Source organism: Kitasatospora sp. NPDC004531 (assembly GCF_053602195.1).
The window spans coordinates 29,983-53,585 of the sequence record NZ_JBSGDD010000051.1; the positions used below are offsets into that span (position 1 = coordinate 29,983).

Annotated in this window: 23 protein-coding genes and 1 tRNA gene; 16 read left to right on the forward strand and 8 right to left on the reverse strand. The window is 73.0% G+C overall.

All coding sequences use genetic code 11. The annotated features are described in order from the left end of the window. Positions 1 to 28 precede the first annotated feature (28 nt). The 4 genes from ACWEMJ_RS20795 (at position 29) to ACWEMJ_RS20810 (ending at position 4,194) form a co-directional block, all read left to right on the forward strand. Positions 29 to 997 (forward strand): carbohydrate ABC transporter permease, encoded by a 969-nt coding sequence (locus ACWEMJ_RS20795; RefSeq protein ID WP_452138555.1) that lies wholly within the window; start codon positions 29 to 31, stop codon positions 995 to 997. A 1-nt stretch (position 998) separates the two neighbouring features. Beyond that, positions 999 to 1,913 carry a carbohydrate ABC transporter permease gene (locus ACWEMJ_RS20800; RefSeq protein WP_452138556.1) on the forward strand — a complete coding sequence of 305 codons (915 nt, stop codon included), beginning with the start codon at positions 999 to 1,001 and terminating at the stop codon, positions 1,911 to 1,913. 53 nt (positions 1,914 to 1,966) lie between these two features. Next, the gene (locus tag ACWEMJ_RS20805; protein ID WP_452138557.1) at positions 1,967 to 3,430 is read left to right on the forward strand and encodes a glycoside hydrolase family 1 protein; all 1,464 of its coding nucleotides are present in this window, start codon (positions 1,967 to 1,969) and stop codon (positions 3,428 to 3,430) included. A gap of 74 nt (positions 3,431 to 3,504) precedes the next feature. After that, positions 3,505 to 4,194: a hypothetical protein gene (locus ACWEMJ_RS20810; RefSeq protein ID WP_452138558.1), complete on the forward strand. Its 690-nt coding sequence runs from the start codon at positions 3,505 to 3,507 to the stop codon at positions 4,192 to 4,194. Between the two features lie 34 nt (positions 4,195 to 4,228). Here ACWEMJ_RS20810 and ACWEMJ_RS20815 read toward each other — a convergent pair whose 3' ends face one another. Beyond that, complete coding sequence (locus tag ACWEMJ_RS20815) at positions 4,229 to 5,113, reverse strand: spermidine synthase (RefSeq protein ID WP_452138559.1); 885 nt, start codon at positions 5,111 to 5,113, stop codon at positions 4,229 to 4,231. A gap of 66 nt (positions 5,114 to 5,179) precedes the next feature. Next, positions 5,180 to 5,644, reverse strand: coding sequence for a hypothetical protein (locus tag ACWEMJ_RS20820; RefSeq protein ID WP_452138560.1), 465 nt, complete (start codon positions 5,642 to 5,644; stop codon positions 5,180 to 5,182). Between the two features lie 389 nt (positions 5,645 to 6,033). Between ACWEMJ_RS20820 and ACWEMJ_RS20825 the strand changes: the two genes are divergently transcribed. Then, positions 6,034 to 7,542 (forward strand): tetratricopeptide repeat protein, encoded by a 1,509-nt coding sequence (locus ACWEMJ_RS20825; RefSeq protein WP_452138561.1) that lies wholly within the window; start codon positions 6,034 to 6,036, stop codon positions 7,540 to 7,542. Positions 7,543 to 7,604: 62 nt separating this feature from the next. Here the strand turns inward: ACWEMJ_RS20825 and ACWEMJ_RS20830 are convergent, their stop codons facing one another. After that, positions 7,605 to 8,249: a histidine phosphatase family protein gene (locus ACWEMJ_RS20830; RefSeq protein ID WP_452138562.1), complete on the reverse strand. Its 645-nt coding sequence runs from the start codon at positions 8,247 to 8,249 to the stop codon at positions 7,605 to 7,607. A 162-nt stretch (positions 8,250 to 8,411) separates the two neighbouring features. On the opposite strand from ACWEMJ_RS20830, the gene ACWEMJ_RS20835 reads away from it, so the two are divergent. The 10 genes from ACWEMJ_RS20835 to ACWEMJ_RS20880 all read left to right on the forward strand — a co-directional run bounded on the left by ACWEMJ_RS20835 (position 8,412) and on the right by ACWEMJ_RS20880 (position 16,386). After that, complete coding sequence (locus ACWEMJ_RS20835; RefSeq protein WP_452138563.1) at positions 8,412 to 9,659, forward strand: hypothetical protein; 1,248 nt, start codon at positions 8,412 to 8,414, stop codon at positions 9,657 to 9,659. Then, positions 9,656 to 11,254 (forward strand): hypothetical protein, encoded by a 1,599-nt coding sequence (locus ACWEMJ_RS20840; protein ID WP_452138564.1) that lies wholly within the window; start codon positions 9,656 to 9,658, stop codon positions 11,252 to 11,254. Before ACWEMJ_RS20835 ends, ACWEMJ_RS20840 begins: the two co-directional genes overlap by 4 nt. A gap of 7 nt (positions 11,255 to 11,261) precedes the next feature. Then, positions 11,262 to 12,653: an AAA domain-containing protein gene (locus ACWEMJ_RS20845; protein ID WP_452138565.1), complete on the forward strand. Its 1,392-nt coding sequence runs from the start codon at positions 11,262 to 11,264 to the stop codon at positions 12,651 to 12,653. A gap of 138 nt (positions 12,654 to 12,791) precedes the next feature. After that, complete coding sequence (locus ACWEMJ_RS20850; RefSeq protein ID WP_452138566.1) at positions 12,792 to 13,199, forward strand: hypothetical protein; 408 nt, start codon at positions 12,792 to 12,794, stop codon at positions 13,197 to 13,199. Positions 13,200 to 13,314: 115 nt separating this feature from the next. Then, positions 13,315 to 13,860, forward strand: a complete 546-nt coding sequence (locus ACWEMJ_RS20855) for a bifunctional DNA primase/polymerase (protein ID WP_452138567.1) — start codon at positions 13,315 to 13,317, stop codon at positions 13,858 to 13,860. An 87-nt stretch (positions 13,861 to 13,947) separates the two neighbouring features. Beyond that, positions 13,948 to 14,021, forward strand: a tRNA-Lys gene (locus ACWEMJ_RS20860). Positions 14,022 to 14,184: 163 nt separating this feature from the next. Continuing rightward, positions 14,185 to 14,862, forward strand: coding sequence for a Crp/Fnr family transcriptional regulator (locus tag ACWEMJ_RS20865; protein WP_452138568.1), 678 nt, complete (start codon positions 14,185 to 14,187; stop codon positions 14,860 to 14,862). 60 nt (positions 14,863 to 14,922) lie between these two features. After that, a complete protein-coding gene (locus ACWEMJ_RS20870) occupies positions 14,923 to 15,513 on the forward strand; it encodes a hypothetical protein (protein ID WP_452138569.1) in 591 nt (196 codons plus the stop codon). Between the two features lie 109 nt (positions 15,514 to 15,622). Continuing rightward, on the forward strand, positions 15,623 to 15,898 hold the full coding sequence (locus tag ACWEMJ_RS20875; protein ID WP_452138570.1) for a hypothetical protein: 276 nt from the start codon (positions 15,623 to 15,625) through the stop codon (positions 15,896 to 15,898). A 236-nt stretch (positions 15,899 to 16,134) separates the two neighbouring features. Beyond that, complete coding sequence (locus ACWEMJ_RS20880; RefSeq protein WP_452138571.1) at positions 16,135 to 16,386, forward strand: hypothetical protein; 252 nt, start codon at positions 16,135 to 16,137, stop codon at positions 16,384 to 16,386. Here ACWEMJ_RS20880 and ACWEMJ_RS20885 read toward each other — a convergent pair whose 3' ends face one another. From ACWEMJ_RS20885 to ACWEMJ_RS20895, 3 genes are read right to left on the reverse strand one after another with little or no spacing between them, the layout of a single operon-like run. Beyond that, positions 16,387 to 17,004 (reverse strand): LutC/YkgG family protein, encoded by a 618-nt coding sequence (locus ACWEMJ_RS20885; RefSeq protein WP_452138572.1) that lies wholly within the window; start codon positions 17,002 to 17,004, stop codon positions 16,387 to 16,389. After that, positions 17,001 to 18,434, reverse strand: coding sequence for a LutB/LldF family L-lactate oxidation iron-sulfur protein (locus tag ACWEMJ_RS20890; protein WP_452138573.1), 1,434 nt, complete (start codon positions 18,432 to 18,434; stop codon positions 17,001 to 17,003). The genes ACWEMJ_RS20885 and ACWEMJ_RS20890 overlap by 4 nt, the downstream gene beginning before the upstream one ends. Beyond that, positions 18,431 to 19,213: a (Fe-S)-binding protein gene (locus tag ACWEMJ_RS20895; RefSeq protein WP_452138574.1), complete on the reverse strand. Its 783-nt coding sequence runs from the start codon at positions 19,211 to 19,213 to the stop codon at positions 18,431 to 18,433. Before ACWEMJ_RS20895 ends, ACWEMJ_RS20890 begins: the two co-directional genes overlap by 4 nt. Positions 19,214 to 19,271: 58 nt before the next feature. On the opposite strand from ACWEMJ_RS20895, the gene ACWEMJ_RS20900 reads away from it, so the two are divergent. Beyond that, entirely contained in the window at positions 19,272 to 19,910 is a 639-nt protein-coding gene (locus tag ACWEMJ_RS20900; RefSeq protein ID WP_452138575.1) for a GntR family transcriptional regulator, read from the forward strand. A gap of 61 nt (positions 19,911 to 19,971) precedes the next feature. Here the strand turns inward: ACWEMJ_RS20900 and pgi are convergent, their stop codons facing one another. Next, positions 19,972 to 21,636 carry a glucose-6-phosphate isomerase gene (gene pgi / locus ACWEMJ_RS20905; protein ID WP_452138576.1) on the reverse strand — a complete coding sequence of 555 codons (1,665 nt, stop codon included), beginning with the start codon at positions 21,634 to 21,636 and terminating at the stop codon, positions 19,972 to 19,974. Positions 21,637 to 21,807: 171 nt separating this feature from the next. Continuing rightward, the gene (locus tag ACWEMJ_RS20910; RefSeq protein ID WP_452138577.1) at positions 21,808 to 23,388 is read right to left on the reverse strand and encodes a Na+/H+ antiporter; all 1,581 of its coding nucleotides are present in this window, start codon (positions 23,386 to 23,388) and stop codon (positions 21,808 to 21,810) included. Positions 23,389 to 23,603 lie beyond the last annotated feature (215 nt).

Sequence of the window (23,603 nt, forward strand, 5' to 3'; positions counted from 1 at the left end):
CTCGCCACCCCCGGGAAGGAAACCCCAAGTGGCCACCAACGTCCGCGTCGAGGCCCCGCCCGTCGCCCAGGGGCGCCCCGCCTGGCGCTCCCGCCTGTACCGGCTCGACCTGAAGGCCTCGCCGTACGCCTTCATCGCCCCGTTCTTCCTCTGCTTCGCCGCCTTCGGCCTGTTCCCGCTGATCTGGACGGGCTGGCTGTCGCTGCACTACGTCGACCTGCTGAACCCGGACGCGATGGAGTGGAAGGGCCTCGGCAACTACACCCGGCTGTGGTCCAACGACCAGTTCTGGACGGCGCTGCGCAACACCTTCACCATCGGGGTGATCTCCACCGTCCCGCAGCTGCTGATGGCGCTGGGGCTCGCCCACCTGCTGAACTACCGGATGCGGGGCCGCGGTTTCTTCCGGGTCGCGATCCTCGCCCCGTACGCCACCTCGATCGCCGCCGCGACCCTGGTGTTCGTCCAACTGTTCAACCCCGACTACGGGTTCATCAACTGGGCGCTGGACGTGGTCGGCATCCACCACACCGACTGGTACGCCGACACCTGGCCCTCGCAGATCGCCATCTCGACGATCGTCACCTGGCGCTGGACCGGCTACAACGCGCTGATCTACCTGGCCGCGATGCAGGCGGTGCCGAAGGACCTGTACGAGGCGGCCGCCCTGGACGGGGCCAACCGCTGGCAGCAGTTCGTCCGGATCACGATCCCGTCGATCCGGCCGACCATCCTGTTCACCATCATCGTCTCCACCATCGGCGCGACCCAGCTGTTCGGCGAGCCGCTGCTGTTCGGCGGCGGGGTGGGCGTCTCCGGCGGCTCCGCGCACCAGTTCCAGACGCTCAGCCTGTACATGTACGAACTGGGCTGGCCGTCCCGCCAGTTGGGCCGCGCCTCGGCGGTGGCCTGGACGATGCTGCTGATCCTGCTGCTGATCGGCCTGGTGCAGTTCCTGATCTCCCGTTACCGCAAGCGCCACGAGCTGGGAGGCTGACATGGCCGCCACCCTGTCCACCCCCGTCGCCCCCGAGGCCCGGCACGACGGGCCGGACCGCCCGCGCGGCCTGTTCCGGCGCGGGGCTGGCGACCACGACAAGGCCGGTCCGGTCGCCTACCTGCTGCTGGCGATCGCCGCGGTGGTCTCGCTGTTCCCGCTGTACTGGACGTTCGTCGCGGCCTCGCACACCGGCGAGCGGGTCGCCCAGTCGCCGCCGCCGATGGTGCCCGGCGGGCAGCTGTGGACCAACATCTCCACCGCCTGGGACCAGGCCGACATGGGCACCGCGCTGCTGAACTCCACCGTGGTGGCGGGCTGCGTGGCGCTGTCCACGGTGCTGTTCTCCACGCTGGCCGGCTTCGCCTTCGCCAAGCTGCGATTCCGCGGCCGGAACGCGCTGCTCACCCTGGTGGTCGCCACCATGACCATTCCGCCGCAGCTCAGCGTGATCCCGCTGTACCGGATCATCACGAAGCTGGAGTGGGGCAACCACCTGCAGTCGGTGATCCTGCCCTCGCTGGTGGCCGCGTTCGGCGTGTTCTTCATGCGCCAGTTCCTGTCCGAGGCACTGCCGTTCGAGCTGATCGAGGCGGCCCGGGTGGACGGCGCGAACAGCCTGCGGATCATCTGGCACGTGGTGTTCCCGGTGGCCCGGCCCGCGATGGCGGTGCTCGGCATGCTGGTGTTCGTCCAGTCCTGGAACGACTTCTTCTGGCCCTTCGTGGTCCTCACCCAGCAGAACCCGACCGTGCAGGTCGCGCTCTCGGCGATCGGCGGCGGCTCCGGCCACGACATCAACCAGGCCGTGATCATGACCGGCGCGCTGGTCGGCACCCTGCCGCTACTGCTGATCTTCGCCGTTCTGGGGAAGCACATTGTCGGCGGGATCACCTCCGGCGCCGTCAAGAGCTGAACCCCCGGAAGACCCCGCCCTGTCCACCCCCTGAGCCATGGGAGCGCTCCCGTATGACCATGACCGATCCGACCACCGCCGCCCACTCCGCTGCGGCGGCCCCCCGGGTCGCCTTCCCGCCCGGGTTCGCCTGGGGCACGGCCACCGCCGCCTACCAGATCGAGGGCGCCGTCGCCGAGGACGGCCGCACCCCCTCCATCTGGGACACCTTCAGCCACACCCCCGGCAAGGTGGTGAACGGCGACACCGGCGACCTCGCGGTGGACCACTACCACCGCTTCCGCGAGGACGTCCGGCTGATGGCCGACCTCGGCCTCACCTCCTACCGGTTCTCGCTGTGCTGGCCGCGGATCCAGCCGACCGGCCGCGGCCCCGCCGTCGAACGCGGCCTCGACTTCTACCGGGCCCTGGTCGACACCCTGCTGGAGCACGGCATCTCCCCGGTCGCCACCCTCTACCACTGGGACCTCCCGCAGGACCTGGAGGACGCCGGCGGCTGGCCGGTCCGCGAGACCGCGTACCGCTTCGCCGAGTACGCCGCGACCGCCGCCCGCGCGCTCGGCGACCGGGTGCCGGTCTGGTCCACCCTCAACGAGCCCTGGTGCAGCGCCTTCCTCGGCTACGGCTCCGGCGTCCACGCCCCCGGCCGCACCGACCCGGCCGACGCGATCAAGGCCGCCCACCACCTCAACCTCGGCCACGGCCTGGCCGTCGGCGCGCTGCGCGAACTGCTGCCCGCCTCCGCGCAGATCGGCGTCTCGCTCAACCTGCACCTGATCCGCCCGCTCACCGACAGCGCCGAGGACCGCGAGGCGGCCCGCCGGATCGACGCGGTCGGCAACCGGATCTGGACCGGCCCGATGTTCCGGGGCGGCTACCCCGCCGACCTGATCGCCGACACCTCGTCCCTCGTCGACTGGGAGGAACTGGTCCGGCCCGGCGACGAGAAGGAGATCGGCCGGCGGATCGACCTGCTCGGCCTCAACTACTACAACCCGACCGTCGTCTCGGCCCCGCGGCAGGACACCGACGCCGACGACCCCGCCGGGCCGGCCCGCAACGACGGCCACGGCAACAGCGCGCACAGCCCCTGGCCCGGCTCCGAGGACGTGGTCTTCCACCTCGCCAACGACGACCTCACCGCGATGGGCTGGCCGATCGACGCCAGCGGCCTCTCCGACTCCCTGATCTCCCTGCACCAGGAGATCGGCCTGCCGCTGATGGTCACCGAGAACGGCGCCGCCTTCGAGGACGCGGTCGGCCCGGACGGCGCGGTCGACGACCCCGAGCGGATCCGCTACCTCCGCCTGCACCTGGCCGCCGTGGCCGACGCGATCGCCGCCGGGGCGGACGTCCGCGGCTACTACCTCTGGTCGCTGCTCGACAACTTCGAGTGGGCGTACGGCTACAGCAAGCGCTTCGGCATCGTCCACGTCGACTACGAGACGCTGCGGCGCACCCCCAAGTCCAGCGCCCACTGGTACGCGGAGGTGATCCGGCGCGGCGGCCTGGACTGACCTCCCGGCACCCGATGTGACGGAGTGTGAGCGACGGGCGTGACCGCCGGGGGTCCCGCTCGTTCTCCCCTGGTGTGCGAACCAACCACGCGAAGCGGCCGCGACGTTCGGACACCCCCCGGCAGCGGTGGGGCCGGCCCCACGTGCTGGCGGCGAGCGGGATGCTCGCCGCCCAGCTGCTGGGCCTGGCCCTCGGCACCGCCGACGCCGAGGCGACCGGGGCCGGCCCCACCACCCGCCGCACCCTCGAACCGGCCGCCCCCGCCGGGGTGGGCGGCCTGCTCACCCTGGACGGTGCGGTCGGCGAAATCGGCAGCGTCCTGCGACAGCACCTCGGCACGGCCGAACTCCCGCTCCCCGGCCAGCACTCCGCCGGCCCGGACGCCTTCGCCATCGCCGCCCGCCTGCTCTCCGCCGCCCCGCAGCAGAGCCGCCCCGAGGACGCCGACCGGGCCTCCCGCTCCCACCCCGCCGAGGGCCACCCCGGCGAACCCGCCCCCCGGGCCCCCGCCGCACGCAGCCCCGAGGACCCGGCCCCGCTGCCGTCCCGCCGGCACGTGGACAACCTCACCGCCCCCACCCCCGTCCGACTCCCCCCGCCCCCCGCCGCCCCCGGCAACGGCGCCCCGGTCACCCTCACGGCCTCCCCCGCCGCCCCCGACGACGGCGACTCCACCGCCGCCGTCCTCCTCCCGATCGCCGCCGGCCTCCTCCTCACCGCGGCCGCCACCTACAAACACCGCGGCCTCCCGGGCGGGCACTGACGGATCCGCGCGTGCTGGGGCTCCGGGGTGCCCGTCAGGCGAAGGCCTTCGGGGGTGGGGGTGGGGACTGGACGGCGTGGGTGTCGGGGACGGGGGTGGCGCCGGCGAGGAAGTCGGTGAGGTCGCGGGCGTGCAGGAGGCGGGCCTGGGCGGGGTCGGCGGCGAGGCGGCGGGTGAGGTCGGTGAGCGGGAGGGGGGTGTGGGCCGCGGCCAGGACGAGGTTGCCGAAGCGCTTGCCGCGCAGCACGGCGGGGTCGGCGATCAGGCAGACCTCGGGGAAGACCGCCAGCAGGGTGGCGGCCTGGGCCCGGGCGAAGGCGAGTTGGCCACCGTCGGTGATGTTGGCGACGTAGCGGCCGGTGCCGGTGAGGGCCCGGGCGGCGAGCCGGGCGAACTCGACGGTGGCGCAGTGCGCCGGGACCCGGGCGCCCGCGAAGACGTCGGCGATCACCAGGTCGGTGGAGCCTTCGGGGGTGCGTTCCAGGACGGCGCGGGCGTCGCCGCCGCGGACCTTGATCTGCCAGCCGCGGTCGAGCGGGAGCTCGGTGCGGACGAGTTCGGTGAGCGCGGTGTCGATCTCGGCGACCTGCTGCCGGGAGCGCGGCCGGGTGGCGGCCGTGTAGCGGGCCAGGGTGAGCGCGCCGCCGCCGAGGTGCAGCACCGAGATCGGCTGCCGGGCGGGGGCGGCCAGGTCGATCAGGTGGCCGATCCGCCGCTGGTACTCGAAGCCGAGGTGGGTGGGATCGGCGAGGTCGACCAGGGACTGCGGGGCGCCGTCGAGGACGAGTTGCCAGGCGTGCGGCCGGTCGCGGTCGGGGCGCAGTTCGGCGGTGCCGGAGGCGACGGTCGCGGTGAGCGGGCCGTCGGTGTGCGCGCGGCCGGGGACGGCGGGGGCGGGGGTGGTACGTGAGCGGCCCATGCGCCCATTATCCGATGATCAGCCGAAGCCTCCGAGCGCGCGGGACTCCCCCGTCCGCCGGGGTGTTCAGAGCGGGCCCAGGCCGCCCGCCGTGAGCGTGGTGGCGGCCTCGCACAGCGCCGAGCGGAGCACCCACGCGTCGGTCGGGCGGGCGCACGGCTGCGAGCCGGACGGCGGGATGATCCAGCGCGGATCGGTGGGCGGGAGCAGGTCGGCGCCGGCGGTACAGGTCGAGCCCGGCAGGTGCCAGCGCAGTGCGGTGCCGGCCGGGACGAGGAAGGCGATCGCGGAGCCGCCGGAGGTCTGCTGGACCACCCCGCAGGCGCGCCGCAGCCGCAGGATGTCGACCGCCTCCAGCCCGTGCCGGACCTGCACCGTCACCGTGTCGTACTGGGCGACCCGCACCACGACGCCACCGGCCTGGCCCGCGCCGGTGCAGGCGGGGACGGCCGGCGGGACGGGCCGTACGGAGGAGGCGGGCAGCACGGCCGGGGCAGCCGGGCGGCGGTACTGGGGAACTCCGGTGGCCATGGGGGACCTCCTGTCGCCTGGGTCGCGCGGACACCGGGTGGCGCCCCACCGCCCGGTCGGGCAGCGGGGAACCGGCACGGGAGGGGGCCCGCACCGTCGGCGTCCATGTACCAGGACAACGCGCGACCACCCTCCTAGGCCACGGCCTCCGACACGGCAAGCCATGGCATTTCATGGCAGAACGCGGCAACTAAGTCCGAATTGTCCGCAATTGACCCACCCTCGCTTCACAACTCACTGTGCACGCCGAGTAACTGCGGGTACTGTCATGGCGACGCGGCGACCCCCTCCCGGAGGCCCGCCGCGACCGCGCCGGTACGACCTCGGAGTTCAGCATGGCAGCCACGCGGACCGGCCGATCCCGGCCGGCGAACGTTCCCAACCTGGTAATGCAGGAGCTGCGCGGCAACCTCTCCCCGAGGGAGTTCGCCATGCTGGTTCGGCGGGCCGCCCGGGAGATCGGCGAGCACGTGTCCTGCGACGCGCGCTACATCGGGCGGATCGAGTCCGGCGAGATCCGCAGTCCCAACTACGCCTACCAGCGGGTGTTCCAGCACATGTGGCCGGGGCGGACGCTGGCGGACCTCGGGTTCACCCCGCGCAAGACCGCCCACCACCGCCCGCCGGGCACCGACCCGACCGGCGCACCCGAGCAGGCCGCCGACCGGGCCGACGAACCGACGGTACGACCGGCCCCCCGCGCCACCACCCCCCGCCCCACCGCCCGCTTCACCACGCACCCGCTCACCCACCCACCCACCGATCCGACCGCCGGACCAGCCGCCCCGGCCGGCCCGCCGGACCCGTTCCATCGGCCTGACGAGGAGGACGACGTGCTTCGCCGTACGTTCCTGAACGGCGGCTCCGCCGCGGTGGCGGCCGCCTTCGGCATGGACCGGCCGGCTTCGGCCGCGCCACTGCCCACCGACCCCCTGTCCACCGACCCCCGGTCCACCACCCCGCTGCCCACCGTCCCGCCGCCGAGCGAGCGCCGCCGGGTCGGCGACGCCGAGGTCCGCAGCGTGGAGCAGGCGGTCCGCCACATCCGGCTGCTGGACGACGTGCACGGCGCGGACACCCTGTTCGACCTGGCCGGCCAGTCGCTGCGCAATGCCTACGTGCTGCTCAACGACGGCGAGTACAGCGCGGAGACCGCGCGCCGCCTGCAGACCGGCGCGGGCGCACTCGCCATCTCCGTCGGCTGGTTGGCGCACGACTCGAACCGGATGCTGGAGGCCAGGTCGTTCTACTCGGAGGCGCTGGCGACGGCGCGGATGTCGCAGGACACCGCACTGGAGGCGCACGTGTTCAGCAACAGCTCCTTCCTGGCCCGGGAGTCGGGCCGCCCCCGGGAGGCGCTGCGGGCCTCCCAGGCCGGGCAGACCGTGGCGGCCGGCCAGGGCTCGGACTGGCTGCTGTCGCTGATGGTGATGCGCGAGGCGAACGCCTGGGCGCTGCTCGGCGACCGGAAGGCCTGCGAGCAGGCGCTGAAGCGGGCGCACGACCTGTTCGACCGCGGGCCGAAGGACGCCGATCCGGAGTGGCTGTCCTTCTTCGGGGAGGCCGAGCTGGCCGGCCAGGAGGCCCAGTGCTGGTCGGCGCTCGGAGACTGGAAGCGGGCGAACGACCGGGCCGAGCAGGCGGTGGGGCTGCAGTTGCCGCACTTCGCCCGCAACCGGGCGCTGTACACCGCCGAGTTGGCGCACGACCGGCTGGGCCGGGGCGATGTGGCGGGCGCGGCACTCCAGGGCTCGGAGGCGGTGGCGATGTTCGACCAGGTCAGCTCGACGCGGATCCGCGGCATGCTGGCGCACACCGCGGACCGTCTGCGCAGGCACTCCTCGGTGGCGGAGGTACGGGAGTTCCTGGAGGGCTACGACGGCACCGTCGCGGCCTGACCAGGCGAGACGCACCGGCCCTCCACCGCACCGACCCGCTCCCGCGTCGACCCGCCGAGGGATCAGCCCTGTTCGAGGTGGCTGTGGTCGTTCCAGATCTCGACGGCGGGCAGCCCGTACTCCCAGGACAGCACGGACAGCGCGGCGGTGCCGAGCTTGAAGCGCTGCGCGTACTCGGGCGGGAGGCCGAGCCAGCGGGCGGTGAGGATGCGCAGCAGGTGGCCGTGGGCGAACAGCACCACCTCGCAGTCGGCGCAGTGCATGGTGGTGGTGTTCGCGTCGGGGACGCCGTGCCGTGCGTTGAGTTCGGCGAGGAAGGCGTCGACCCGGGCGGCGACCTCGGAGAGCTTCTCGCCGCCGGGGACGCCGTCGCGCCAGATCAGCCAGCCGGGCCGGTCGGTGGCGCGGATGTCGGCGCCGGTGCGGCCCTCGTACTGGCCGTAGTCCCACTCCAGCAGTTCGGGGCGGTCGACGGCGCGGTCGCCGAAGCCGGCCAGTTCGGCGGTGTCGCGGGCGCGGGACAGCGGGCTGGTGTAGACGGTCGCGTCGGACAGGCCGTTCCACGGGGCGCGGCGGAGCCGCTCGCCGAGGGCGCGGGCCATGGCGCGGCCGTCGTCGGTGAGCGGGATGTCGGTGCGGCCGGTGTGCCGGCCGGTGGCCGACCAGGCGGTCTCGCCGTGGCGGACCAGCACGATACGGGCGGGCATGGGGGTCTACCTCGTTCGAAGTTCGACGTTCGAGAAATCGGAGAAGTCGGAGAAGTCGGACCGCGCCGTCGCGGACCACCGGCCCATGATCCCCCACCGCGCCCGCGGGTTCGAGCGGCGGGCTCCGCTCTGTCGGTGCCGGATGCGAGACTGGGCCGCACCATGAACGTCTCGCACTTGGGGCAGGCTTCCCCGTCGCTGCGGCGACTCTCCGAGCTGCGCGGCCCCGCGCCGCAGCGCAGTCTCGATGCCCGGGCCCTCGCCGCTCTCGCCGCCAATCCCGGATGCCGCCGCCGCGCGCTGCTGGACGCTGCGGGGGTGGACAAGACCGCGCTGGCCGACCGCTTGGGCCGCCCCGCGCCGTTCGGCCAGTCGCCGTTCGCGATCCGCCGGGGCCTGCAGTTCGAGTCCCGCTTGAAGCGGGACGGCTACGCGGTGCTGTTGCAGCCGCTGCGCCGGTTGTTGGGCGTGCCGGAGGAGGAGGTGGCGTCCCTGGCGGTGCCGGATCTGCTGCCGTCGCAGTCCCCCGCGGTGCGCACGGAGCGGACGTTGGCGGCGCTGGCCGAGGCGGCCGCGGATCCGGCGGGGTGGACGCTGCTGGACCATCCGATGCTGCGGCTGGAGGTGGCGGGCAGCCCGGCGTACCTGGAGCCGGACGCGGTGGTGGTGCACGGCGGCCGGTGCACCGTGGTGGAGATCAAGTCCTTCCCGGTGCTGGACGGTTCGGCCGATCCGGCGAAGGTGGGCGCGGCGGCCCGGCAGGCGGCGGTGTACGTGCTGGCCCTGCAGGAGGCGGCGGCCCGGCTGGCCGGCCGCGAGCCGTCGGACGACCCCTACGCGGTGCAGGAGCTGCCCGGCGCGCCGGAGTTGACGGTGCTGCTGGTCTGCCCGAAGGACTTCTCCAACCACCCGGTCGCGGTGCCGGTCGATGTGCGGCGTGAACTGTCCACCACGCGGCGGCAGTTGTCGCGGATGACCAGGGTGGAGCAGTTGCTCGCGGCGCTCCCGGAGGGGGTGACCTTCGACCTGGCGCGGGACGACGCGGGTGCGCCGACCCGTCCGGTGGAGGAGTTGGAGCGGGCGGTGGCGGCGGTGCCGGCGGCGTACGGTCCGGAGTGCATCTCGACCTGTGAGCTGGGTTTCCACTGCCGGGCGCAGGCCCGTTGCTCGGGTGCGGTGGAGCAGTTGGGCCGGGGGGTGCGCGGGGAGTTGGGCGCGCTGGGCACGGTGGCGGAGGCGTTGGCGGCGGCCGAGCGGGGCGTGGTGGCGGCGCTGGAGCCCGCGCTGCTGGCGGAGTTGGGCCTGGACGAGGCGTCCGAGCGGCTGGCGTACGCGGCGCGGCTGCGGGCGGAGGCGTTGACGGCCGGGGGCGTGCGGCTCCGGGACGCCGAGCCCGGGGGCGTGCGGTGAGCCTGCTGTCCACGCTGGCGCGCCTGGAGGCGGTGCGCGGTCAGCGGGCGGAGCCGGTGGCGACGGTGCGGCACCGCCACCTGTCGGACCGTCCGATGGTGCTGGTGCCGTTGGCGGCGGCGGGCGAGGCGGGCGCCCCGCTGGCGGTGCTGCTGGGCACGGACCGGGACGCGCCCCGGCTGCACGTGGTGCCGCAGCCGCTGAACCGGACCCAGCGTTCGGACTTCCTGGCGGCGATGGCGGCGGACGTGGTGCCGTACCTGGAGTCGTTCGGCGAGCAGGTGGAGCTGCTGGAGGGTTCGGAGAAGGACCCGGTGAGCGGCGAGAAGGTGCCGGTGGTGCGGGAGTTGTGCGCGGACGCGCCGCAGCTGATCGTGCCGAACATGGCGGGCGTGTCGCACCTGGCGCTGCTGGGCCGTTCGACCCGGTTCCGTCGCACGGCGGAGGATCCGGATCCGGGCGAGTACCCGGCGCCGACCCGGGTGCCGCTGCTGGGGCGGTGGTTGACGCATCTGACGGACCGGGCGCAGGTGCCGGGTTCGTCGATGCTGCTGGCGATGACGGGTCTGCTGGCGCGGCACTGGGCGACGGGCCAGTCGAACCTGGAGGACCAGCACCTGGCGGCCCGGCTGGCCTGGCACCTGCCGCCGGAGGGCCTGGAGCCGCCGGCGACGGGTGCGGTGGCCGCGGAGTGGGTGGAGTCGGCGCGCGACGGGGAGGGTCTGCTGGTGCATCCGCCGGCCGGCCCGGTGACGGATCCGCGGTTCGACGAGCGGGTGCTGGCCCCGGCGATCCTGCGGCACGACGCGGCGGTGGCGGTGTGGGAACAGGCCGAGGCCGCGCGGGACGCGGAGCAGTCGCTGCGCGCGGCGGGCCTGGTGGAGCAGGCCCGCGCGGAGCTGGCCCGGGTGCTGCGGGCGGCGACGCTGCCGACCTGGCGCGACGTGTGGCGGGGTCTGGATCTGCTGCGGGAGCTGCCGCCGGCGGATCACCTCCCGGACCGCTGGGAGGGCGACCGCTGGTCGTTCACCATGCACCGGGACAGGGTGGCGGCGGGCGAGCCGCCGCAGCCGCGCCGGGACGACGCGGTGACGGCGGCCCGCAAGCTGGCGCAGCGCGAGCGGGAGCAGGCGAAGCTGGAGATCCAGGAGGCGCTGGACGATCCGCTGGCGATGGCGGAGCGCCGGCTGGCGGGCGAGGCGTTCGCCGGCGAGGTGGTGGACGTGGTGCCGGAGTGGACGCAGGGCAAGTCGCCGAAGCCGCGTCCGCTGCTGGTGGTGCGCACCGGCGACCGTCCGCACGCGGATCCGGGCCGGGAGGTGTACCGGGCGCACGCGGAGCCGGCGCAGCGGGCGGAGATCGTCTCGTCGGCGCCGGGCGAGGTGGTGGTGCGGCTGCTGTCGGGGATGGGTCGGCGCAAGGATCCGGAGCCGGGCAGTGTGCCGGAGGTGGGCAGCGGGGTGGTGTTCACGCTGTTCGAGTTGTCGCCGCGCCAGTCGGCGCCGTTGCCGGAGCCGGCGGACACTCCGTGGACGCACGGCGGTCCGCCGGTGGTCGGCGAGGATTCACCGGCCGGTGCGGACGAGTGGGAATGACGTACGGATGAGCTTCTCTGGAGAGCTGGTGACCGACCCTCTGGGCGCCGTGGCGGCGCTGTCGCCGGGTGAGGCGGCGGACCGCGCCGTGGCGGGGATTCTGGACGCGGTGGTGCGGCCGCGCCCGGGTGCGCCGCGCGGGGTGGTGGTGGATTCGCCCCCGGGTGCGGGCAAGTCGACGCTGGTGGTGCGGGCGGCCCGGGAGCTGGTGGGCGCGGGCGAGCGGCTGATGATCGTCGCGCAGACCAACAGCCAGGTGGACGACCTGGTGGACCGGTTGGCGTCGAAGGCCCCGGAGATCTCGATCGGCCGTCTGCACGCGGGTGACGCGAAGCCAGCGCCGGAGGCGTTGCGGCACGCGAACGTGACCGCGAAGGACAAGGTCGCGGATCTGCTGGAGCAGGACGTGGTGATTTCCACGGCGGCGAAGTGGCAGTGGGTGAAGACCGAGCAGCCGTGGCGGCAGGCGATCGTGGACGAGGCGTACCAGATGCGTTCGGACGCGCTGCTGGCGGTGGCGCGGCTGTTCGAGCGGGCGCTGTTCGTGGGCGATCCGGGGCAGCTGGACCCGTTCACGGTGGTGGGCACGGACCAGTGGGCGGGCCTGTCGTACGACCCGTCGAGTTCGGCGGTGGTGACGCTGCTGGCGCACAATCCGTCGATCCGGCCGCACCGGCTGCCGGTGTCCTGGCGACTGCCGGCGTCGGCGGCGCCGTTGATCTCCTCGGCGTTCTACCCGTACACGCCGTTCCGTTCGGGCACCGGTCCGGGTGACCGGACGCTGCGGGCGGGGGTGCGGGCGGACGGTTCGGCGGTGGACGCGGCGATCGACGAGGCGGCGGAGAGCGGTTGGGCGCTGCTGGAGCTGCCGGCCCGGCACACGGTACGGACGGACGCGCAGGCGGTGGCGGCGGTGGCGCAGACGGTGCGGCGGCTGCTGGAGCGGGAGTTGACGGCGGTCTCGGAGCAGGGTTCGGCGTCGTTGTCGGCGGGCCGGGTGGCGGTGGGGACGGCGCACCGGGACCAGGCGGCGGCGGTGCGGGCGGAGCTGGCGCGGCTGGGGGTGCCGGTGGATCCGGCGCTGGGCGAGGCGGTGACGGTGGACACCGCGAACCGTCTGCAGGGCCGGGAGTACGACGTCACGGTGGTGCTGCATCCGCTGTCGGGCCGGCCGGACGCGACGGCGTTCCATCTGGAGACGGGCCGGCTGTGCGTGCTGGCGTCGCGGCACCGGCACGCGTGCATCGTGGTGGCGCGGGCGGGCATCGCGGAGCTGCTGGACGAGCATCCGGCGACGGAGCCGGTGCAGCTGGGGGTGGCGGTGAAGTTCCCGGACGGCTGGGAGGCGAACCACGCGGTGCTGGCGCGGCTGTCCGAGCACCGGGTGCGCCTGGCCTGACGCGCCCCGGCGTGCGGTGGGCGGTGCGCGCCGGTGGCGGGGAATAGCAACCGGAGGTGCACCGTTCCGCTGGTTGCGGTCCGCGCGCGACAATGGGCGACGGCCGTCTTCCCCTCACCACCCCGGAGGTGCCCCGCCATGCCCGACTCGCACCCGCAGGCGTCCGACCAGAGCGGTGCGCCGGTTCCGGCTGCCGTACCGGCCGTGCCGGGGCCTGGCGATCGGGGGCGTCGGATCCGCCCGGCCCAGTTGATCTTCGAACCGGAGGGCAGGGAGCCCGAGCCGGAGCGTTTCTTCGACCTGGAGTCGATCGCCGATCCGGCCGAACTGCTGTCCCGTTCCACCGAGTTGGCGTTGGCGTTCCGCGCCGCGGCGGAGCGTGCGACGGACTTCCAGGCGATCGCCGCGGCCCAGCTCGCCGATCCGCGCCGGTTCGACGCGCTGTCGGCCGAGCAGATCGCCGAGCGCGCCGAGTGGACGCCCGACTACGCGGTGAAGATGGTCGAGTACGGCCGCGTGCTGCAGCGCCGGGGCCCGGAGGAGTAGCCGGCACCAGGCCGCTGGCATATGCGGCGGGCGATGGTACGCCCTCGCCGCCGCCGGTGTCCGGTGAACGCGGTTTTCGCCGCCGCCCCGGGCGCGCCGGGTCCACGCTGGGCGGGTGGACATCTGGACCTATCAATCCGTCGAGTACGTCAGCGTCGCCGGGGAAGCGTGGCTGGCCTCCGCCAGCGAGTACCCGAGCAGCATGCGCGCGCTGTGGGAGGCCCGCCCGTGGGCGCCCGCCGTCCTCCCGTGCGGCCGGGTCTTCGACGTGATCAGCATGCCGGCGGTGTTCGGCCGCCGGGTGCTCGACGAGCTGTGGGCCTCCGGCCCGGGCTGCGGCCCGGTCGCCGCCTACCGCGGCCGCACCCTGCTGTTCGTGCAGCCCGGCACGGCGGCCCGGCTGCGCACCCTGCTGGCCTGGGAGGAGTGGGCCCGGGACGTCCCGCCGCTGCTCTGCCACGGCGCCGGCGACGCGGTGACCGTCCCCCCGGTGCAGCGCGCCATGGATGCCACCGACACCGCCGGGGGCCGCTGGATCGTCGCCCCCGACACCCGCGAGCCGTGGCTGCCGGGCGCCGCCGTGGTCCTGTGGGCCTGTGTCCGCGCGGCCCGCGCCCGCGCCCCGCACGACTCCGGCGACCTGCTGCCGAACGCCCGCTGAACCCGCGGTGCCCGGCGGGCGGCGTCCCGGCCGGAAACGGATTTGGGCTCCGGCCCGGGCCGCTGCTAAAGTCTTCCACGTCAGCAAGCGCCGCTAGCTCAGTTGGTTAGAGCAGCTGACTCTTAATCAGCGGGTCCGGGGTTCGAGTCCCTGGCGGCGCACAGACGGTCGAAGGCCCCTCGCGGAAGCGGGGGGCCTTCGGCGTTTCGGTGCAGAGACAACAACGAGCCCGATTATCACCCCGGCAACCTTCCAAGGCGCCGTGGTCGACGCGGGCCGTGGTCTACGTTGTACGAATCGCGCGAACTACCCGAGGAAGCGGTCATGGCTGGCAAAAGCGATCTGTGGGAGGCCTTGGCCAGCGAACACGCGGCCGCCCTTCAAGACCTTGGCATCCAGGTCCGATTCGCTCCTGGAGACATGATCCTGCGCGAGCACGAGCCATCGTCACACGCTGTCCTGCTCCACGAGGGCATCGTCAAGGTGGCGATCGCCGCAGAGACCGGCCACGAGGTCATCCTCGGCCTCCGAGAGGGGCCCGACATCGTGGGCGAGATGGCCGCGTTGGACGGCCAACCCCGGTCCGCGTCGGTGGTCGCGAAGACTTCAGTCACCGCAACCATGATCGCCGCCGGCCAGCTCAACGGCTTCCTGGATGCACACCCGGAGGTTCTACGGACGTTGGTACGGATCCTGATGGCGCGGCTCCGCCAGTCGGATCAGGCCCGACTTGAAGCGGCATCGCAGAACGTCAGCCAACGGATCGCAACACAACTCGTGCTTCTGGCAGATCAGTTGGGCAGGCCATCGGACAGCCCGGACACACCGTCGATCACTCTGCCCATTACCCAGAACGAGTTGGCAGCGATGGTCGGAGCCTCCCGCGAGGCCGCGACCAAGGCTCTACACCTACTGCGCAAGCAGGGCGCGATCACCACCAGTCGCGGCCAGATCGCCGTCGTCGATCTCCCCCGCCTTCAGGCGGCGGCGGGCGACCGCTGAGGTCCGAGCGGTATTTTTCCCACTCTTCCAGTAGATCTGACCATACGTTAGAGTATCTGTATGCAGATGCCCGCGCTCAAGACTTTCCTGGGCTTGGACATCGTGGGTTTCACTCGGCCCGATCGCACCGATGGTTCCTGCCTGGCGATGCGACGTGTCCTGTACAGCGCGCTGGCTGCCGGGCTCCGGGCAGCTGATGTTCAACCGTCGGCTTACGAGATGCTCGACCGCGGGGACGGAATTATGAGCCTCCTCGAGGCTGGCGTCGAACTTGGCGACGTTCTCGGCACCGTTGTGCCGTCGCTGGCGGCAGCTCTTCACGACCACAATGCCGTGGCCGTGCACCCCGAACAGATCCAACTGCGAGCCGTACTGCACACAGGGGTAACGGTTCAGGACGAGAAGGGCTATGTCGGTAGGGACATCAGCCATGCTTTCCGGCTGCTGGATGCTCCGGAACTCCGGCTTGCCGTTGCCGAAGGTCGAGCCGAACTCGTCCTTGCGGTGACGGATGCCGCCTGGCGTCAGCTTCGGCCGGATCAGCGCGATCTGCCGATCCACCCATTCCGTCGCACTCTGCTCAGCACCAAAGACGCTGCCGCGCAGGCTTGGGTGGCGATCGTGACACCCGACCGGTATCCGGCAGCCTGACCGCACTCTGCACTCCACTTCTTCACCACGGCGGGCGTACGGCTCGTTGGCCAAGGAACTGCAGCTCACCGCACCGTTCAGTCACGCCCAGAGATGAGGACACGACCTCATGAACAGCACCCCGTCCTGGTTCGACGAGCAGCCCCATGGCGGGCAAGAACCGGAATCGCAGTCCGGCTGGAGGATTGCTTCGCTGCCCGTGCCGCTCCCTCGGAATGCAACGAAAGCGGTCGCGCATTACCGAGGCATGGCACCGGCCGGCCTCGCCGCCTACATCCCGTTCGGCAACGTTCACGGCGAGACTCTCTGGGCGCTGGTGATCGTGATCGCCATCCTGGCAGTGGCAGACATCGCCATCACGCGGCGCCACGCCGGTCCGGCATAACCTGTCCGGACCGATACGGCTCCGCGCACTTCCCGGTCAGGTCACCGCTCTGGACCATCGACTCGCGGCCATTGATATCTGTTCCATGTGTCGAAGAGCGCCCGAGGGTTGATGAGACGACTCACCGGCCAGCCATGGTCGAGTCCGGCGAGTTCGGGTTCGCGCTCCTGGTGGCGTTCCCGGGCATGGCCCGAGGCTCGGCCGGACGCGCGTAAAGGGCTGCTAATGTCCCGGTCATGGCGTCCGACGACCTGCATTCCGACTGGGCCGCCTGGCTCGACGCCGAGCTCGCCGAGGCCGAGGCGGCCGCGTTGCGCGCCCATCGGCGCGAGGAGCTCCAGCGGCGGCTGCGGCGGGTTCTCGCGTGGACGGGGGCGGTGACGCTGACGGCCGGACTCGGGTTCGGGCTGGTGTACACGGCCCAGCACGGCCCGCAGCCGCGTCCGGCGGGGCCGACGGCCTCGGTGGCGCCGACCCCGGAAGGCTGATCAGGGCAGCAGGACCACCACGAGTCGGCGTGGCCCGTGGACGCCCTTGACCCGGATCATCTCGATGTCGGCGGTGGCGGACGGCCCGCTGACGAAGGTGAGCGGCCGGGTCGGGTCGACTGCGGCGAGCGCGCCGGACAGCGCGGAGTGCACCTGGTCGCCGCGGACCACGCAGACGTGCAGGTCGGGCAGCAGGGTGGCGGCGCGCCGGCCCTGGCCCGCTCCGCCATCGAGGATCAGGGTGCCGGAGTCGGCGACGGCGGCGGCACAGCTCGTCAGGACGGCGTCGGCGGCGTCGAGTTGGGCGTTGGTCAGCGGCAGCGTGTCGGCGAGCGGTTCCCCGTTCCAGTGGGCGGCCCATCCGTCCGGCAGTCCGGCGGGCAGCACCACGCTGCGCGCGCCCGCCAGCGCCTGCGCCACGGCGGGGCCGGCCTGTTCGGCGCGCAGCACGGTGGCCCCGTACTCCTCCAGCCGCCGGGTGAACAGCGCGAGGACGGCGGGCCGGTCGGCCTCGTCGAGGCCGGGGGCGTGCCGCAGGTAGCGGCGGGGCGGTTCGGGCGCCGGCGGGACGGCGGCGGCGCGGATCCGGCGGAGGATCTCGGTGCGGGCGTCGGTCATCGGGCAGCTCCTTCGGTCCGCTTCCACCAGCCGCGGAAGGATTCCCGGGGGATGTCGGGCAGGGCACGGCTGTCGGTCCAGCCGCCGAGCGGGCCGGGCAGGCTGATCCGGCGGGGCAGCAGCAGCGGGCCGACGACGCCGGTGGTCTTCACGGCGGCCTTCCAGGCGGCCTGGTGCGCCATGACGCTGCCGACGGCGCCGAGCGCGGCGCGTTCGACGGGGTGGTGTCCGCCGTCGGCGACCTGGGCGCGCAGGTCGAGCAGCACGTCGGTGAAGCGGATCCGCACCGGGCAGACCTCGTTGCAGGCCCCGCACAGCGTGGAGGCGTAGGGCAGCGACGCGGTCTGCGCGTCGTCGAGGCCCTTGAGCAGCGGGTTGAGGATGGCGCCGATCGGCCCGGGGTAGACGGAGCCGTAGGCGTGGCCGCCGGTGCGCTCGTACACGGGGCAGATGTTCATGCAGGCGCCGCAGCGGATGCAGCGCAGGGCCTGCCGGCCGACCGGGTCGGCGAGCGCGCGGGTGCGGCCGTTGTCGACCAGGACGAGGTGGAAGGTCTGCGGGCCGTCGCCGTCGGTGGTGCCGGTCCAGGTGCTGGTGTAGGGGGCCATCCGTTCGCCGGTGGCGTTGCGGGCGAGCAGTTGCAGGAAGACTTCGAGGTCCTGCCAGCTCGGGACGGTCTTCTCGATGCCGACGACGGAGATCAGGGTGTCGGCAAGGGTGAGGCACATCCGCCCGTTGCCCTCGGATTCGACGACGACCAGGGTGCCGGTCTCGGCGACCAGGAAGTTGGCGCCGGAGACGGCGACCTTGGCGCCGAGGAACTTCTCCCGCAGGTGCAGCCGGGCCGCTTCGGCGAGTTCGGCGGGGTCGTCGGTGAGGCCTTCGGGCGCGGGCCGGCCGTGCCGTCCCATCTCGCGGACGAAGATGTCGCGGATCTCGCTGCGGTTGCGGTGCAGCGCGGGCACCACGACGTGCGAGGGCAGGTCGTCGCCGAGTTGGACGATGGTGGCGGCGAGGTCGGTCTCGCGGGCGTTGATCCCGGCGGCTTCGAGGGCGGCGTCGAGTCCGATCTCCTCGGTGAGCATCGACTTGACCTTGACGATCTCGCTCTCGCCGGTGGCCCGGACCAGGTCGGTGACGATCCGGTTGGCCTCGGCGGCGTCCCGCGCCCAGTGGACGGTGCCGCCGGCCGCAGTGACCTTCTCCTCGACCTGGAGCAGGTACTCCTCCAGGTTGCCCAGCACCCGGTCCTTGATCGCGGCGGCGCTGTCGCGCAGCGCCTCCCAGTCGGGGCGTTCGGCGGCCAGCACCGCCCGCTTGCCGCGGATGGTGTGCGTGGCGCGCCGCACGTTCTCCCTCAACTGCCGGTTGCCGACTTCGCGTTCGGCGGCTTCGGGGAAGGCGGGCCAGCCCAGGAACGACCTTGTCATCGCGCACTCTCCACCACGGGGACGCCGGGCAGCGGCCCGTCCTGTTCGGTCCGGGCCAGGATCTCCACCAGGTGCACGGTGCGCACCGGGTGGCCGTCCCTGGTGAGCCGGCCGCCGATGTTCATCAGGCAGGAGTTGTCGACGGCGGCCAGCACGGTCGCCCCGGTCTCCCGCACGTGCCGGGCCTTGTCGCCGTTCATCGCGCCGGAGACGGCCGGGTTCTTCACCGAGAAGGTGCCGCCGAAGCCGCAGCACTCGTCCTGGGCGGGCAGGTCGACCAGGTCGATGCCACGGACGGCGCGCAGCAGCCGGTGGGGCCGGTCGCCGAGCCGGGTGGCGCGCAGGCTGTGGCAGGTCGGGTGGTAGGTGACCCGGTGCGGGAAGTACGCGCCGACCTCCTCGACGCCCAGCCGGTCGGTCAGGTACTGCGTCAACTCGACGACGCGCGGCGCGAGTTCGGCGACGGCGCGGGCCAGCCCGGGGTCGCCGGCGGCAGCCAGCGGGTAGGCCTCGGCGGGCATGCCGGCGCAGGACGCGGAGGGCACCACGATCTCGTCGTAGCCGCCGAAGGTGTCCACGAAGTGCCGGGCCAGCTTGGCGGTCTCGCGCCGGTAGCCGGTGTTGAAGTGCATCTGCCCGCAGCAGCTCTGGCCGGGCGGGAAGTCGACCTCGACGCCGAGTCGGCGCAGCAGGGTGACGGCGGCGCGGCCGGTGTCGGGGAAGAGGGTGTCGCCCAGGCAGGTCACGAACAGGGCGGTTCGGGGGGCGTTCGGAGGCATGCCGCCATCATAGATGCAAGCATGGATGCAAGACGGGACGCCGTGGCAGAATGGCGGGGTGACCGACGCCCAGCCCAGCCCCGCCGCGCACCCCGGGTCCACCGCCGAACGGGCCTACCACCATGTCCGCAACCGGCTGCTGGACGGCACCTGGCCGGGCGGCACGCTGCTCTCCGAGGGCGTGGTCGCGATCGACCTGGGCCTGTCCCGCACCCCGGTCCGGGAGGCGTTCCTGCGTTTGCAGTCGGAGGGTTTCCTGCGGCTGTACCCGAAGCGCGGCGCGCAGGTCGTCCCGATCGCGCCGGGCGAGGCCCGCAACGTGCTGGCCGCCCGGGTGCTGTTCGAACGCGCCGCGGTGGACGCGCTCGCCGAACGCGGCCCGGCCGCGCTGACGGCCGCCGCCGCGGAACTGCGCGCGGCCTGCGAGCACCGCGACCCGCACCCGGTGGAGGCCGGCCGGCACTTCCACCTGACGCTGCTGCGGGCGGCCGACAACCCCGTCCTGACCTCCCTGTACGAGACCCTGTGGGACCGTCAGATACGCATCTCCGCCGCCGCCACCGCGACGCCGGAGCACGCGGAGGAGGACCACGCCGAGCACCTGGCGCTCGCCGAGGCCCTGGCCGTCCCCGACCCGGAGGCGGCCCGCGCGCTCATCTCGGCGCACGCGGACTCGCTGCTGGCCCGGATCGGCTGACCCCGGGCACGACGAGGGCCCCCGGGGGAACGCTCCCCCGGGGGCCCTCGCGCAGGTCGGACTACTCGCGGCCGCGCAGCTCCCGGTAGCGGGCGACCAGGGCGGCGGTGGAGCCGTCCAGCGCCTCGCCGCCCTCGCCGGTCAGCAGCACCGGCTCGATCTTCTTGGCGAGGACCTTGCCGAGCTCGACGCCCCACTGGTCGAAGGAGTCGATGTTCCACACCGCGCCCTGGACGAACACCTTGTGCTCGTAGAGGGCGATCAGCTGGCCGAGCACGTACGGGGTGAGCTCGTCGGCCAGGATGGTGGTGGTCGGGTGGTTACCGCGGAAGGTCTTGTGCGGGACGAGCTCGGCGGGCACGCCCTCGGCCGCGACCTCCTCGGCGGTCTTGCCGAACGCCAGCGCCTGGGTCTGCGCGAAGAAGTTGGCCATCAGCAGGTCGTGCTGGGCGACCAGGCCGGCCCCCAGGTCGTCGACGGGGCGGGCGAAGCCGAGGAAGTCGGCGGGGATGACCTTGGTGCCCTGGTGCAGCAGCTGGTAGTACGCGTGCTGGCCGTTGGTACCGGGGGTGCCCCAGACCACGGGGCCGGTCTGCCAGTCGACGGGGCGGCCGTCGCGGTCCACCGACTTGCCGTTGGACTCCATGTCGAGCTGCTGGAGGTACGCGGTGAACTTCGACAGGTAGTGCGAGTACGGCAGCACGGCGTGCGCCTGGGCGTCGAAGAACGCGCCGTACCAGACCCCGAGCAGGCCGAGCAGCAGCGGGACGTTCCGCTCGGCGGGCGCGGTGCGGAAGTGCTCGTCGACCAGGCGGAAGCCGGCCAGCATCTCCTGGAAGCGCTCCGAGCCGATCGCGATCATCAGCGACAGGCCGATCGCCGAGTCGTACGAGTAGCGGCCGCCCACCCAGTCCCAGAACTCGAACATGTTGGCGGTGTCGATGCCGAAGTCGGCGACGCCCTGCGCGTTGGTGGACAGCGCCACGAAGTGCTTGGCGACGGCCTCCTCGCCGGCGCCGAGCTGCTCCAGCAGCCAGCTGCGGGCGGCGACCGCGTTGGTGACGGTCTCGATGGTGGTGAAGGTCTTCGAGGCGACGATGAACAGCGTCTCGGCGGCGTCCAGGTCGCGCACCGCCTCGTGCAGGTCGGCGCCGTCCACGTTGGAGACGAAGCGGACCGTCAGGCCGCGGTCGGTGTAGGAGCGCAGCACCTCGTAGGCCATCGCGGGGCCGAGGTCGGAGCCGCCGATGCCGATGTTGACGACGTTGCGGATCCGCTTGCCGGTGTGGCCCCTCCAGGCGCCGGAGCGCACCCGCTCGGAGAAGTCGGCCATCTTGTCGAGCACGGCGTGCACGGCCGGGACGACGTTCTCCCCGTCGACCTCGATCACGGCCTCGCGCGGGGCGCGCAGCGCGGTGTGCAGGACGGCGCGGCCCTCGGTGGTGTTGATCTTCTCGCCGCGGAACATCGCGTCGCGCAGCTCGGCGACGCCGGTGGCGGCGGCGAGCTCCCGCAGCAGGTCCAGGGTGCGGTCGGTGACCAGGTTCTTCGAGTAGTCGACGAACAGGTCGCCGACCTGGAGGGTGTAGCGGGTGCCCCGGTCGGGGTCGGCGGCGAACAGCTCGCGCAGGTGCTGGTCGCCGAGCTCGGCGCGGTGCTTCCCCAGCGCGGCCCACTGCGGAGTGCGGTCCAACGGGGTCCGGCCGTTGGCGGGGGTGTCCGACATCGGTTGCTCCTTGCGTATGCGGGTGCAGAGACCGGCTGGTTCCGGCGGGAGGGTCTCGCCGGGGCCGGCGGGTACGGTGCACGAGCCGGCACCATCGCCAGCCTTGCCCGGGCCAACCCTATTCCCTGCCGGCCGCCCCGTCCGGACATCCGGCCGCTGGTCGACGGACCGTCACTTCCTGGCCGACTGGAGGTCGAGCGTCCGCAGCACCTGGTCCGCGATCTCGGGGTCGGCGCCGCTCTCGCCGCGCGCGATCAGCACCTCGCGGCGGGACGCGGCGATCATCTCCTGCTCGACCGCGAACGCCTGCCGCCACGTCTTGCCGCGGCGCTTGGCCTCCGCCGCCTCCTCCGCCTCGTAGCGGTCGGGGCAGAGCCGGGCCAGCCGGTCGTGCTGGCGTTCGCGCAGGCGCTCGGTGATCTCCGGCGGCAGCTGGTCGGCCTCCTCCAGCTCGGCCAGCCGGTGCAGCCCGGCCTTGGCGGCCCGCCACCACAGGTCGCGGACGGCCTGCTCGTGGGCGTCGTGGCCGCTGTCCAGGCCGAGCAGCTTCACCACGTAGGGCAGCGTCAGGCCCTGCACCACCAGGGTGAACAGCACGACGCTGAACGCGATGAAGACGATCTCGCTGCGCGCGGGGAAGTCCGCGCCGCTGTGCAGGGTGAGCGGAATGGCCAGCGCCAGCGCGACGGTGGCGACGCCGCGCATGCCGGACCACCACAGCACGACGGTCTCCCGCCAGCTGATCGGGGTGTCCTCGTCGCCCTTGCTGAGCCGCTTGGACAGCCAGGCCGCGGGCAGCAGCCACAGCAGCCGGACCAGCACCACCACGGCGATCACGATCGCGGTGTCGCCGATCATGGTGTGCCAGGTGTCCTTGACGTCCCGCAGGACGGTGGACAGCTCCAGGCCGATCAGGCCGAACGCGACGCCGGTGATCAGCGTCTCGACGATCTCCCAGAACGCGTTGCCGACCAGCCGGAACGACACGTCGTCGGCGTCGGACGCCCGGTCGGCCAGGTACAGCGCGCACACCACCACGGCCAGCACGCCCGAACCGTGCGCCTCCTCGGCCAGCACGTACGCGGCGAACGGCACCAGCAGGTTCAGCGCCACCTGCAGCGTCGGGTCGTCCAGCCGCCCCGCGAGCTTGGCGTTCGCCCAGCCCAGGCCGACGCCGACCGCCACCGCGACCACCGCCGACAGCAGGAACCGCAGCACCGCGTGCCCGGCCGAGAGGTCGCCGCCGACCACCGCCTCGACCGCCAGCGAATACACCACGATCGCGGTGACGTCGTTGAACAGGCCCTCGCTCTCCAGCACCGCGGTCAGCCGGCGCGGCAGCCCGACCTCGCCCGCCACCGCGACGGCCGCCACCGGGTCCGGCGGCGAGACCAGCGCGCCCAGCGCGACCGCCGCCGCGATCGGCACTCCCGGCACCAGCCACGAGAAGGTGCCCGCGACCGCCGTGGTGGTGACGATCACCAGCGCGACGGCCAGCAGCAGGATCGACCGGACGTTGGCCTTGAAGTACCGCACCGAGGAGCGCCGCGCCACCGCGAAGATCAGCGGCGGCAGCACCAGCGGCAGGATGAACTCCGGGTCGACCTCCACGTTCGGGATCTGCGGGATCAGCGCGAACACCAGGCCCACCAGCGTCATCAGCACCGGTTGCGGAATCCGGGTCTTGCGCGCCAGCGGCATCGTCACCACGGAGGCGAGCAGCACCAGGAAGAGCAGCGACAGCTGGCCCACGGATGGTTCCTCTCGGCAGGAAGCGGACGGCCCGGTTCAGCATACGTTCTGGCCCCGACCGGGCCGATTGTGTGTTTCCGGCGCTGACCAGGTAATGTTCTCTCCGTCAGCACGCGCCGCTAGCTCAGTTGGTTAGAGCAGCTGACTCTTAATCAGCGGGTCCGGGGCGGGATCATCGTCGCCGTGGTGGCCGGCGGCACGGCAGTCGCACGAGG